We start from the raw sequence: 11,818 nt of genomic DNA on the forward strand, positions 1-11,818 counted from the left end.
ACCCAGGTCCTCAACGGACGGACGCCGGGGTTGCGAGACGCCCCCTCACCAAGAACGCCGGGCAACACTCCCCCAGTCTCGGCACAAGACCGCCGACAGATGGTCGACTTTGCTCCACGGGGGCAGCGCGGAACAGGCCCGTCGACGGACACTGACGTCATGGATCTCACCCCGGATCTCGACACGCCAAGCCCCGCACGGGTTTACGACTACTTCCTCGGCGGGTCGCACAACTTCGCCTCGGACCGCGCGCTGGCCGCCCGGATGGAGCAGGCCATGCCCGATATCGGGCACATCATGCGAGCCAACCGCTCGTTCCTGCGCCGCGCGGTCCGCACGCTCGTCGCCGCGGGCACCCGACAGTTCCTCGACCTCGGCTCCGGCATCCCCACGGTCGGCAACGTGCACGAGGTCGCCGGCCAGTCCGCCCCGGACACCGTTGTCGCCTACGTCGACGTCGACCCCGTGGCGGTGAACCACAGCCGACGCCTCCTGGCCGACGACCCGCGGGCCGTGGTGCTGCACGCCGACCTCACCGAGCCCGACACCGTGCTCGACGACCCGACGCTGCGGAAAGCGATCGACTTCGAACAGCCAGTCGCGGTACTGCTGGTGGGCGTCCTGCACCAGCTCGCCGACGACCCGGCCCCGATCATCGCCCACTACCGCGACCGGCTCGCCCCGGGCAGCTACCTCGCCCTGTCACACGCCTCCTCGGAGGAGCGGCCCGACGCGCTGGCGCTGCGCGACACCTACAACCAGGGATACGCCAACACCGCCCGGATGACTCTCCGCACCCGACCCGAGATCGAACGGCTCTTCAGCGGCTTCACCCTCGTCCCGCCAGGGCTGGTGCAGCTGCCCGAGTGGCGGCCCGACTGGCCGGTCGAACCAGACAAGGACCCCCGCCGCTTCGCCACGTACTGCGGAGTGGGCCAGCTCAGCTGACTGATCAGGTCACCGGCCGTGCTGCAGCCCGCCCAGCTCCGCAAGCTCGTCCGCATAGTAGCCAAGCGTGGCGGTGACGCGATCACTGACGGGCGGCCGGACCGACAGTAGACCGTCGACCTGCCCGAACAGCACAGAGGTGTCCCGGTCGAGCGCCGTGCCGGTGTTCCAGATGGTCCAGGAGAGCAGCCCGGCCGCGACCAGTACCAGTGTCGCCAGCACCGACCCGCTGACGAGCCACTTCTTCCTGCGCTTCGGCGGATCCTCCTGCGCCCAGCCGAACCATCCCATCGCGAAGAAGCCAAGAACGGCGGCCGTCATGGCGGCGTCGCGGACGAACTCTGCGGTCATGGCACCCTCCGGGGTGGCTCGCGCGATCTTGGTCGACTGTACGCGGGAGGACCGCCACGATCGAGATCACGAGCACCGCTGTCAGCGCGGGGCAGGACGCCGCGTCGCCGCCAACGCCAGCGCCGACGCCGGTTCGGCGGGAGAATCAGGCGGTCGAGGCAGGGCACTCGATCCGCACGCCGGAGCGACACCACGGCCGTGCCCACCCTCGACCGAACGGAGGTGCCCGTGCCGCTGCCGATCGAGGACTACGCCCTCCTCGGTGACCTGCACACCGCCGCCCTGGTGGCCCGGGACGGGTCGATCGACTGGCTGTGCCTGCCCCGCTTCGACTCGCCGGCCTGCTTCGCCGCGCTGCTCGACGACGAGGGGGCGGGGCACTGGCGGCTGGCGCCGGCATCCGGCGGCACAGCCGCCCGGCGCCGCTACCGCGACGACACCCTGATCCTGGAGACCGAGTGGGACACTCCCGAGGGCACCGTCCGGGTGGTCGATTTCATGCCGCCGCGCGGGAAGTCGGCCGACGTCGTCCGGGTGGTGGAGGGCCGCTCCGGCCGGGTGCCCATGCGGATGGACCTGCGTCTGCGCTTCGACTACGGCGGCATCGTGCCGTGGGTCCGCCGGGACGGCCGCGACCTCACCGCGATCGCCGGCCCCGACGCGACGTGGCTGCGCACCGACGTTCCACTGCGCGACGTGGACGGGTCGACCGTCGCCGAGTTCACCGTGGCCGAAGGGGAGCGGGTGCCGTTCGTACTCACCTGGCAGGCATCCCACCTACCGCGGCCCACCCCGGTGGACCCGATGGCCGCGCTCGCCGGCACCGAGCAGTTCTGGCGTGCCTGGATCGGCGGCTGCGCGTATGACGGGCGCTGGCCGCAGGCCGTGCGCCGGGCCCTGATCACCCTGAAAGCGCTCACCTACGCGCCCACCGGCGGCATCGTCGCCGCCGCCACCACCTCGCTGCCGGAGCAGCTCGGCGGGTCCCGCAACTGGGACTACCGCTACTGCTGGCTGCGCGACGCCACGTTCACCCTCCAGGCCCTGCTCGGCACCGGCTACGTCGACGAGGCCAAGGCCTGGCGGGAGTGGCTGTTGCGCGCCGTCGCCGGTGACCCCGCCGACCTGCAGATCATGTACGCCCTCGACGGCACCCGCCGTATCCCCGAGCAGACCCTCGACTGGCTCGACGGGTACGGCGGCGCCCACCCGGTGCGGATCGGCAACGGCGCCGCCGAACAGCTCCAGCTGGACGTGTGGGGCGAGGTGCTCGACGGCCTGCAGCTCAGCCGCGAGGCCGGTATCGCCGCCACCGAGGCGGCCTGGGACGTGCAGCGTGCCCTCCTGGACTTCCTCGAAGGCAACTGGCGCCAGCCCGACAACGGCCTGTGGGAGGTCCGGGGGCCCCGCCGGAACTTCGTCCACTCCAAGGTCATGGCCTGGGCCGGCTTCGACCGGGCCGTCGCCGCGGTGCGGCGGCACGGCCTGGACGGCCCGGTCGACCGGTGGCAGGCCCACCGTGACGCCGTGCACGCCGAGGTCTGCGCGCGCGGCTTCGATGCCGACCGCAACACCTTCACCCAGTTCTACGGCTCCGCCGGCCTGGACGCCGCCCTGCTCCTGATACCGCGGGTCGGGTTCCTGCCCTGGGCCGATCCCAGGGTGGTCGGCACGGTGGACGCGGTCCAGCGGGAACTCGGTGTCGACGGGTTCCTGCGCCGCTACCGACCCGACAACGACGACCAGGTCGACGGCCTGCCAGGCGGCGAAGGGGTCTTCCTCGCGTGCACCTTCTGGCTGGTCGACGCGCTGCAGAACATGGGCCGGGGGCGTGAGGCGGAGGAACTGTTCACCCGGCTGCTCGACCTGCGCAACGACGTCGGCCTGCTCAGCGAGGAGTACGATCCGGTGGCCCGGCGGCAGCTCGGCAACACCCCGCAGGCGTTCAGCCTTGTCGGTCTGGTCAACTCGGCCCGGCAGCTCAGCGGCGCGAGCACCCGCACCTCGGCCAGCCAGGCGGAGCAGCAGACCCACGCCTGACCGGGTCGGCCGGTTCAATGGTCCAGGCCGGAGATCAACGCCAGGCCGGTCTCGGGGTCGACCCGCTTGGCCAGTTCGGGCGAGACCTCGGTGATGATCACTTCAAGCGTCGGCCACACCCGCGCGGACAGCAGGTGCCCGCCGAGGGTGCTGCCGTCCGAGCGGCCGAGAACCGCGTGCACGTGCAGCGACGGCCGGCCGTCGCGGGACGCGACGTCGCCCACCAGGGAAAGCACCTCCACCTGTTCGCGCGCCGCGATCCGCCGGTAGTCGCGCTCCCGGCGGTCGAACCAGCCGACGTCGGCCTCCTGGAAGCCACCCACGGCGGTCACCCGGCCGGCGCGTAGGTCGTGCCGGTCCAGTGCGTCGCCGATCGCGTCGACCGGGTCCTCGCCCTTGTCGCATACCACGACCAGCACCCGGCCGGTCGGTTGGTGCAGCTCGACTGTCCTCATGGTTCTCCTCCCCCTCGCGCGACGGCGCCGTCTCAGGCCACCCGGTACTGCCGCGCGTCGTCGGCCCGGAACCGCATGCCGTTGCCGGGTCGGTCCAGGAGCACCCCGACGGCGCCGCCGGTGGCGGGCTGCGCGCCGTCGAAGAGCATCGACTCGATCCGTACGTGGTCGTGGAACCATTCCACGTGCCGCAGGTTGGGGGTGGCGGCGGCAACCGGCAGGTGCTGGTGCGGGGCGCAGTGCGCGGAGACCTCCAGGCCGGCCGCCGCGGCCACCGCCGCCGCCCGCAGGAACTCGGTGATCCCGCCGCACCGGGTCACGTCGATCTGGAGGCAGTCGACGTAGGGGGCCATCCGGTGGAAGTAGACGAGGTCGAAGCCGTACTCCCCCGCCGTGACGTCCGGCGTGACGTGGTCGCGCACCAGGCCGAGGCCGGGCAGGTCGTCGGAGCTGACCGGTTCCTCGTACCAGCGCACGTCCAGGTCGGCCGCGGCGTGGGCGACGCGGATCGCCTGTTTGCGCTGGTAGGCGCCGTTGGCGTCGACGTACAGCTCGGCGTCGGCGCCGATGGTGCGCCGGGCGGCCGCCATCCGGGCGAGGTCGTGGGGAACCTGGGTGCCGCACGACTCACCGATCTTGATCTTCACGCGCGGGATGCCCTGCTCGTGCACCCAGTCGGCGAGCTGCCGGTGCTGCTGCCCGTCGTCGTAGGTGGTGAAGCCGCCGCTGCCGTACACCGGCACCTGTTGGCGGGCGGTGCCGAGCAGCCGCGCGAGGGGCAGGCCGTGCCGGTGGGCCTTCAGGTCCCAGATCGCGCAGTCCGCGGCGGACAGCGCCAGGCCGGCCACGCCGGGCCGGCCGGTGTTGCGCAGCCGCCGCCGCATGCTCGCCCAGGCGGCCGGCACGTCGTCCGGGTCGACGTCGGTGACCACCGGAGCGAGCAGGTCCGCCACCACCGGCACGACCGCCGGTGGTCCGTAGGTCCAGCCGATCCCGGTGTGCCCGTCGGTCTCGGCGCGGACCAGCACCAGCGTCGTGCTGGTCCAGGCGAGGGTGCCGTCACCCTCCGGGGCGTCGGTGGGAATCCGGTACGCCTCCGCGGTGAGCCGCATCCCGGTCACCGCGACCATCGGCGCGCCAGCGCCGCCACGGGTGCCGCCACGGCGACCGCCACCAGCCCTGCGGCCGTCCAGCGGGCCAGCGCCGAGGGTCGGCTCGGCCGCTCGGCCCAGCTCCGTTCGGGGTGACGGGGCACGGTCGACCCGTGCAGGCCGGCGCGCAGCAATTCGGCCAGGTGGACGGCGGTGCGGCCGGCCGCCGCGCTCTGCTCGACCTGGGTACGGCAGCTGAAGCCGTCGGCGAGGAGCACGTCGGTGTCGGCGGCGTTGCGGACAGCGGGCAGCAGCACCCGTTCGGCGCACGCCTCGGACACCTCGTAGTGCCCCTGCTCGAAGCCGAAGTTGCCGGCCAGCCCGCAGCACCCGGAGTCGAGGAACTCCGCGTCAACTCCGGCCTCGGACAGGACGGCCTGGTCGGCGGCGGTGCCGAGGATGGCGTGGTGGTGGCAGTGGGTCTGGATCAGGGCGTGCGCGCCGAGCCGGGGCGGCCGCCATCCCGGGGTGTGCTCGTGCAGGAGTTCCGCGAGGGTGACCGTCTGCTCCCGCAGCCGGGTGACGTCGTCGTCGGCGGGGAACAGCTCGTGCGCGTCGCTGCGGAATACCGCCGCGCAGCTGGGTTCGAGCCCGACGACGGGGGTGCCGGCGCGCAGGTACGGGCGCAGCACGTCCACGGTGCGGCGCAGCACCCGCTTGGCGACGCCCAGCTGTCCCGTGGAGATCCAGGTCAGGCCGCAGCACACCGGCCGGTCCGGTACGCGTACCCGCCAGCCGGCCGCCTCGAGCACCTCGACGGCCGCGCGGGCGACGCCCGGGTGGAAGTGGTTGGTGAAGGTGTCGGGCCACAGGAGCACGTCACCGCGGGCGCCGTCGCCGGCCGGAGTGTGGCGGGCGAACCAGCGCTGGAAGGACGCCCGCGCGAAGACGGGGATGTCGCGCCGCTGGTCGATCCCGCCGATCGTTTTGGCCAGGCGGCTGAGCCCGGGTGCGTGGGCCAGCGCGTTGACGGTGCGGGGCGCGCGTGCGGCGGCGGTGGCCACGAGCGGCAGCCAGCCCATCGAGTAGTGCGAGCGGGGGCGCAGCCGGCCCGCGTAGTGGTGGGACAGGAACTCGGCCTTGTAGGTGGCCATGTCCACGTTGACCGGGCAGTCCGCCTTGCAGCCCTTGCAGGCCAGGCACAGGTCGAGCGCGTCGTGCACCGCGTCGGAACGCCAGCCGTCGCCGATCGTGCCGCCGCGCGCGGTCCCGTCGAGCATCTCGAACAGCAGGCGGGACCGGCCGCGGGTGGAGTGCTCCTCCTCCCGGGTGACCATGTACGAGGGGCACATCACGCCCCCCTCGTGGCGGCGGCACTTGCCGACGCCCACGCAGCGCAGCACCGCCTCGGAGAAGCTGCCGCCGTCGTTCGGGTAGCGGAAGGCCGTGGACATGTCGCCGTGGTCGTAGTCGGCGCCGAGGCGGAGGTGGCTGTCCAGCGAGTACGGGGGCATCACCTTGCCGGGGTTCATCCGGTCGTCCGGATCGAACACGGCCTTGAACTGCCGGAACGCCGTCATCAGCCGGCCGCCGAACATCTTGGGCAGCAGCTCGCCGCGGGCCTGCCCGTCGCCGTGCTCGCCGGAGAAGGAACCGCCGTAGGAGGCGACCAGGTCGGCCGCCCGTTCCACGAAGGCCCGGAACTGGCGGACCCCGCCGGCGGTGCGCAGCCGGAACGGGATACGGCTGTGCACGCAGCCCTGCCCGAAGTGCCCGTAGACGGACGCCTTCTCGAAGTCGAACTCCCGGTAGAGCTGGTCGAGGTCGCGCAGGTAGTCGCCGAGCCTGTCCGGCGCGACGGCGGCGTCCTCCCAGCCCGGCCCGCTGATCTGGTAGTCCGGCACATGCGCGGTGGCGCCGAGCGCCGCGTCGCGCACCGCCCACATCCGCTGCTGGTCGGCCGGATCGGTGAACCGATGCGCCGCGGGGCCACCGTCGCGACGCATGTCGGAGACGAGCCGGTCGGCGGCTTCGCTGGCCGCCTGGGGCGTGTCGGCGCCGAGCTCGACCATCAGCCAGGCGCCACCGGCGGGCAGCTTGTGCAGCTCCGCCGGGTGCATCTGCTTGCGCCGCTCGAAGTTGATCAGCTTGTCGTCGATGCCTTCGAGCGTGACGGGATGGTGGGGCAGCACCCGGGGCACGTCGTCACCGGCGGCCGCGATGTCGGGATAGCTGAGGAAGACCAGGGCGGACGCCTTCACCACGGGGACCAGCTTCAGCCGGGCCCGCAGGATGGTGACCAGGGTGCCCTCGGAGCCGACCAGGGCCTGGGCGACGTGGAAGTTCTTCTCCGGCAGCAGGCTGTCGAGGTTGTAGCCGGAGACCCGGCGCGGGATGTCCGGGTACCGGGTGCGGATGTCGGCCAGGTACTCGTCGCGCAGGTCGCGCAGCTGCCGGTAGATCTGCGCCCGCCGTCCTCCGTCGCGTTGGATGCGGGCGTACTCCTCGTCGGGGGTCTCCCCCACCCACATGCGGGTGCCGTCATAGAGCAGCACCTCCAGCTCGACGACGTTGTCGACGGTCTTGCCGGTGCGCTGGGCGGTGGCGCCGCAGGAGTTGTTGCCGAGCATCCCGCCGAGGGTGCAGTGGTTGTGGGTGGCCGGGCGGGGCCCGAACTCCAGCCCGGTCGGCTTGAGCTGCGCGTTGAGCTCGTCGAGCACGATGCCCGGCTCCACAAGGCAGGTCCGGTCCTCGGCGTCGACCTCGAGCAGCCGGTTGCAGTACTTCGACCAGTCCAGGACCACGGCGGTGTTGGTGCACTCGCCGGCCAGGCTGGTGCCGCCGCCGCGGGAGGTCAGCGGCGCGCGGTGGCGGCGGCAGACCGCGACGGCCGACACGGCCGCCTCCACGGTGCGCGGCACCACCACGCCGAGCGGGATCTGCCGGTAGTTGGAGGCGTCGGTGGAGTACGCGGCGCGGGAGCCGTCGTCGAAGCGGACCTCACCGTCCACCTCGGCGCGCAGGTCGGCGGCGAGCGCCGAGAGGTCGATGTCATGGGCCGGTTCGGGCGCTCGCACGACCGGTTCGGGGAGCAGGATCTCCCTCATGACCGCAGCTCGTTGATCTTGTCGCGGGCGACCGTGGCCAGGGTGGCCATCTTGTTCGGCTGGCCGCGCAGGAACGCCTCGGTGAAGTACTTCGCCTGCTCGTACTGGACCTTGCCGGGCATCGGCGGCTCGTTCGGGTTGACGTCGCAGTCCACCAGCGCCGGACCGGGATGCGCGAGGGCCTCGCGGATCGCACCGGGCAGATCCTTCGGGTCTTTGACCTTCGCACCGTGCGCGCCGCAGGCCCGCGCCCAGGCGCCGAAGTCCGCCTCCGGCTGCCGGTGGCGTACCGCGTACTCGGGGTAGCCGAGGACGATCTGCTCCCAGAGGATCTGGCCGTAGGCGTTGTTGTTGTTGATGATCACCTTGATCGGCAGTTCGTGCCGCACCGCGGTGAGGAACTCGGCCATCAGCATGGCGAACCCGCCGTCACCGACGAAGGCGATCACCTGCCGACCCGGGTACGCGTGCTGCATCGCGATCGCGTACGGCAGGCCTGGCGCCATCGTGGCGAGGTTGCCCGACAGGTAGAACTCACGCCCCCCGCGGATCGTCCAGTGCCGCGCCGACCAGGTGGCGATGGTCCCGGAGTCACAGGTGAGGATCGCGTCCGAGGTGGCCGCCTTGTCGACGCAGCTGATCAGGTACTGCGGCGCGATCGGGGACCGCTGCGCGTCCTCCAGGCTGGCCATGTCCGCGCGCCAGGCGTCCCCCTCCCGCTGGTAGCGGGTCAGGAAGGAACGGTCGGTGCGGTGCTGCAGCAGCGGCAGGAGTTGCCCGAGCGCGACCTTGGCATCCGCGGTGATCGCGGCGTCCACCGGCAGCCGCAGCCCGACCAGGCTGGCGTCGATGTCGATCTGCACCACCCGGGCCTGCCCGGGCGACGGCAGGTACTTCGCGTACGGGAAGGAGGTGCCGACCATCAGCAGGGTGTCGCACTGCTCCATCAGTTCCTCGCTCGGCTTGGTGCCGAGCAGGCCCAGACCGCCGGTGGTGAGCGGGTGGTCGTCGGGAACGACCATCTTGCCGGGCAGGGTCTTGACGATGGGACTGCCCAGCGCCTCGGCCACCGCCAGTACCTCGTCGCGGGCGTGCCGGGCGCCCACGCCGACCAGCATGGCGATCTTCGTCCCGGCGTTGAGCACCTCCGCCGCGCGGGCCAGGTCGCGCTGTTCGGCCGGCACGGCCGGCTGCGACACCACCGGGCTGCTCCGCGGTGGCTCACCGGGGCTGACATGCCGGTACGGGTCCTCCCCCGCGGCGGCCACCTGCACGTCGTTGGGGAAGCTCAGGTGGGCGACGCTGCGCCGGGCCAGGGCGTGCCGGATCGCGAGGTCCAGCACCCCGGGCATCTGCTGCGGGTTGGTGACCATCAGGTTGTAGGCGTCCGCCACGTCCTGGTAGAGCAGCGGGGTGTGCACCTCCTGCTGGTAGTGCGAGCCGAGGACGGAGGTCTCCTGCATGCCGGTGATCGCCAGCACCGGTACGTGGTCGAGCTTGGCGTCGTACAGGCCGTTGAGCAGGTGGATGGCGCCGGGGCCGGAGGTGGCGCAACACACGCCGATCCGCCCGGTGGCCTTGGCGTAGCCGGTGGCCATGAAGGCCGCCGCCTCCTCGTGGTGCACCAGCACGAAGTTCAGCTTCTCCCGCTGCCGGCGGAAGCCCTCCATCAGGCCGTTGATGCCGTCGCCGGGCAGGCCGAACACGGTGTCGACGCCCCACTCCACCAGCCGCCGGGCCAGGCTTTCGCCCACGATCTCCTGCATGTCATCCTCCTCGTCGCCCGGGGTCTGCGCCACCTCGCCCCACCGTCCGTGCCAGCGCACGGCGTGCCGATCGACGCGGCGTCCGTCCCGGCGCTCAGGCCAGGGCGGACCGCGGGCGGCTACCCGGCTGGACGGGCAGCAAACCGACCGGTCGGGCGAATCTTCCGACCGACCCCGAGTACGCGATGACTCGCAGGCGACGACGCCGGAGGACGACCCCCCGCTCCGGTTGCCTGACGCTCGGCCGCTGCTTGCCGTGGCCGACTCCGCCGCCGTTGGCGGCTGCCCGGCGGCGGGCGGATCAGAACCGGCGACGTGACAGGAGATAGCCCACGAGCAGACCGCCGCCCAGCAGCGCGATCCCCCGGAGCGTCACCGCCGAGCGGAGCTTGCCGAGTCCGGCCCTGGGGTCGACCACCGCACCGGCGACGTCACCCGCCGCACCCACCGCCACGTCACCGAGTTTGCCGATGTTCACCGTCGCCACCACCTCTCGCCCGTCAACCGCAGGCCGGTACCCGCCAGGTCGGCGCACAAACGGCGGGCACGGGCACCGGCACGGCCCGGGTGGCGCGAATCGCCGCCGTGACGAGGTCGCCGTTACCGCAGGACGCCGGCCAGGACCGTGGTCATGACCCTGCGAGCGGCACCCGGGTCCGGCGGACTGCCCTTGCGCTCGGTGAAGAGCAGGTGCGCGGCGCCGATCAGGGTGGGCGCGAGCGTGTCGACGTCGGCGTCGGACGCGATCCGGCCCTGGTCGCGCTCAGCCGTCAGGTACCCTCGCAGCCCACGAACCCTCGTCATTCGCGGTCGTGTTCCCGCCACTGGCCAGCAGCGTCGGCGCGTAGCAGGCGATCAATCATCTGCAGGGCCTCCGGCTCCGAGTCGAACTCCCAGCGCAGCACCTCTCCGGACTCGGTGTCCCCGGCCCGGGCCATGACGGTCCAGCGGGTCTCGCGGACCAGCCACACGTCGCGCCGGGTCAGGCGCCCCCAGACGCCTGTGACTGGGCTCGATAGTTGGCCGGATGGCGGCTCATGATCTCCCCTTTCTGCAGGGGTTGGGCCCGGTGGTTGGCCGGCCTGAGCGGGCTGGTCGGCCGATTGGGATCTTTCGTGCATCTCCGCCACCGGTTGTGGGGCGGGCGCTGGGTGTGAGGATCCAATGCCGGGGTAAGGGCGGCACCATGCGTACTGGGTTGATGAACAGGCTGGAGCGGGCGTCCGCGCTGGATCGGGTGGGTGACCGGCTTCAGCCGAAGGTGTGGTCGGTGTTGCGGCCGCAGCGGGTCAAGGACGCGTTGCATGGGGTGTGGCTGGGTCATCCGCTGCACCCGGCGCTGGTACAGGTCCCGATGGGCGCGTGGCTCAGCAGCGCCGTCCTCGACTTCATGCCCGGGCGGCGGTGGACGCCCGGGCAGGAGCGAGCGGCCACGACGCTGGTGGCGGTCGGCACGGCGAGCGCGCTGCCGGCCGCGTTGACCGGCATCAACGACTGGTCCTGGCTGTGGCAGGAGGAACGGCGGGTCGGCCTGGTGCATGCCGCCACGAACTCCCTGGCGGTGGCTCTCTACGCGGGCTCGCTGGCCGCGCGGTTGCGCGGGCGGCACGGGCTCGGCCGTACGCTGGGTTTGTTCGGCTTGGCGGCGGTGAGCGCGGGCGGCTATCTCGGTGGCCATCTGGTCTACAAGCAGACCGCGCAGGTCAACCAGGGTGCCCCGGATATGCACCGGGTCGAGTACGGGTGGCGGCGGGTGGCCGAGGTCGACTCGCTGCCCGAGGGTCAGCTGCTGGCCCGGCGGGTTGACAACGTGCCTGTGGTGGTCTGGCGCGACGGTGCCGATATCACCGTGATGCTTGCCCGCTGCGCTCACCAGAGCGGGCCGCTCGACCAGGGGAAGGTGATCCAGGTCGACGGGGAGCCCTGCGTCGTGTGTCCCTGGCACGGCAGCACCTTCCAGTTGAAGGACGGCGAGGTCGTGCACGGCCCCGCCAGCACGGATCAGCAGGTGCTGCCCACGCGCATCACCGACGGCGTGCTGGAGGCCGCACTGCCCTGAC

At 72.2% G+C, this 11,818-nt stretch carries 11 protein-coding genes; 3 read left to right on the plus strand and 8 right to left on the minus strand.

Annotation, left to right across the window (positions count from 1 at the left end; translation table 11 throughout):
* Positions 1–159: 159 nt before the first annotated feature.
* Entirely contained in the window at positions 160–948 is a 789-nt protein-coding gene (locus ACIBPB_RS07595) for an SAM-dependent methyltransferase (protein WP_396838754.1), read from the plus strand.
* A gap of 9 nt (positions 949–957) precedes the next feature.
* Here ACIBPB_RS07595 and ACIBPB_RS07600 read toward each other — a convergent pair whose 3' ends face one another.
* Entirely contained in the window at positions 958–1,299 is a 342-nt protein-coding gene (locus tag ACIBPB_RS07600) for a hypothetical protein (protein ID WP_396838755.1), read from the minus strand.
* A gap of 228 nt (positions 1,300–1,527) precedes the next feature.
* On the opposite strand from ACIBPB_RS07600, the gene ACIBPB_RS07605 reads away from it, so the two are divergent.
* Positions 1,528–3,339, plus strand: coding sequence for a glycoside hydrolase family 15 protein (locus ACIBPB_RS07605; RefSeq protein ID WP_396838756.1), 1,812 nt, complete (start codon positions 1,528–1,530; stop codon positions 3,337–3,339).
* Between the two features lie 14 nt (positions 3,340–3,353).
* Here the strand turns inward: ACIBPB_RS07605 and ACIBPB_RS07610 are convergent, their stop codons facing one another.
* The 7 genes from ACIBPB_RS07610 to ACIBPB_RS07640 all read right to left on the minus strand — a co-directional run bounded on the left by ACIBPB_RS07610 (position 3,354) and on the right by ACIBPB_RS07640 (position 10,729).
* The gene (locus ACIBPB_RS07610; RefSeq protein WP_396838757.1) at positions 3,354–3,794 is read right to left on the minus strand and encodes a PPC domain-containing DNA-binding protein; all 441 of its coding nucleotides are present in this window, start codon (positions 3,792–3,794) and stop codon (positions 3,354–3,356) included.
* Between the two features lie 32 nt (positions 3,795–3,826).
* A complete protein-coding gene (locus ACIBPB_RS07615; RefSeq protein ID WP_396838759.1) occupies positions 3,827–4,906 on the minus strand; it encodes an enolase C-terminal domain-like protein in 1,080 nt (359 codons plus the stop codon).
* A 5-nt stretch (positions 4,907–4,911) separates the two neighbouring features.
* Positions 4,912–7,992 (minus strand): FAD-binding and (Fe-S)-binding domain-containing protein, encoded by a 3,081-nt coding sequence (locus ACIBPB_RS07620; protein WP_396838760.1) that lies wholly within the window; start codon positions 7,990–7,992, stop codon positions 4,912–4,914.
* Positions 7,989–9,791, minus strand: a complete 1,803-nt coding sequence (locus ACIBPB_RS07625) for a thiamine pyrophosphate-dependent enzyme (protein ID WP_396838761.1) — start codon at positions 9,789–9,791, stop codon at positions 7,989–7,991. Before ACIBPB_RS07625 ends, ACIBPB_RS07620 begins: the two co-directional genes overlap by 4 nt.
* Before the next feature lie 268 nt (positions 9,792–10,059).
* Positions 10,060–10,236 (minus strand): hypothetical protein, encoded by a 177-nt coding sequence (locus ACIBPB_RS07630; RefSeq protein ID WP_396838762.1) that lies wholly within the window; start codon positions 10,234–10,236, stop codon positions 10,060–10,062.
* Between the two features lie 122 nt (positions 10,237–10,358).
* Positions 10,359–10,562 carry a hypothetical protein gene (locus tag ACIBPB_RS07635; protein ID WP_396838763.1) on the minus strand — a complete coding sequence of 68 codons (204 nt, stop codon included), beginning with the start codon at positions 10,560–10,562 and terminating at the stop codon, positions 10,359–10,361.
* Entirely contained in the window at positions 10,559–10,729 is a 171-nt protein-coding gene (locus ACIBPB_RS07640) for a hypothetical protein (protein ID WP_396838764.1), read from the minus strand. Before ACIBPB_RS07640 ends, ACIBPB_RS07635 begins: the two co-directional genes overlap by 4 nt.
* 230 nt (positions 10,730–10,959) lie before the next feature.
* On the opposite strand from ACIBPB_RS07640, the gene ACIBPB_RS07645 reads away from it, so the two are divergent.
* The gene (locus ACIBPB_RS07645; RefSeq protein WP_396838765.1) at positions 10,960–11,817 is read left to right on the plus strand and encodes a Rieske 2Fe-2S domain-containing protein; all 858 of its coding nucleotides are present in this window, start codon (positions 10,960–10,962) and stop codon (positions 11,815–11,817) included.
* Position 11,818 lies beyond the last annotated feature (1 nt).

Origin of the sequence: Micromonospora sp. NPDC049836 (assembly GCF_044465125.1) — a bacterium.
In the GTDB taxonomy this organism is placed as follows: Bacteria; Actinomycetota; Actinomycetes; order Mycobacteriales; family Micromonosporaceae; genus Micromonospora.

Excerpts from the sequence above, each read along its gene's own strand:
- ACIBPB_RS07595 (WP_396838754.1), top strand. The coding sequence starts at position 160 with ATGGATCTCACCCCGGATCTCGACACGCCAAGCCCCGCACGGGTTTAC.
- ACIBPB_RS07600 (WP_396838755.1), bottom strand. The coding sequence starts at position 1,299 with ATGACCGCAGAGTTCGTCCGCGACGCCGCCATGACGGCCGCCGTTCTT.
- ACIBPB_RS07610 (WP_396838757.1), bottom strand. The coding sequence starts at position 3,794 with ATGAGGACAGTCGAGCTGCACCAACCGACCGGCCGGGTGCTGGTCGTG.
- ACIBPB_RS07615 (WP_396838759.1), bottom strand. The coding sequence starts at position 4,906 with ATGCGGCTCACCGCGGAGGCGTACCGGATTCCCACCGACGCCCCGGAG.
- ACIBPB_RS07620 (WP_396838760.1), bottom strand. The coding sequence starts at position 7,992 with ATGAGGGAGATCCTGCTCCCCGAACCGGTCGTGCGAGCGCCCGAACCG.
- ACIBPB_RS07635 (WP_396838763.1), bottom strand. The coding sequence starts at position 10,562 with ATGACGAGGGTTCGTGGGCTGCGAGGGTACCTGACGGCTGAGCGCGAC.
- ACIBPB_RS07645 (WP_396838765.1), top strand. The coding sequence starts at position 10,960 with ATGAACAGGCTGGAGCGGGCGTCCGCGCTGGATCGGGTGGGTGACCGG.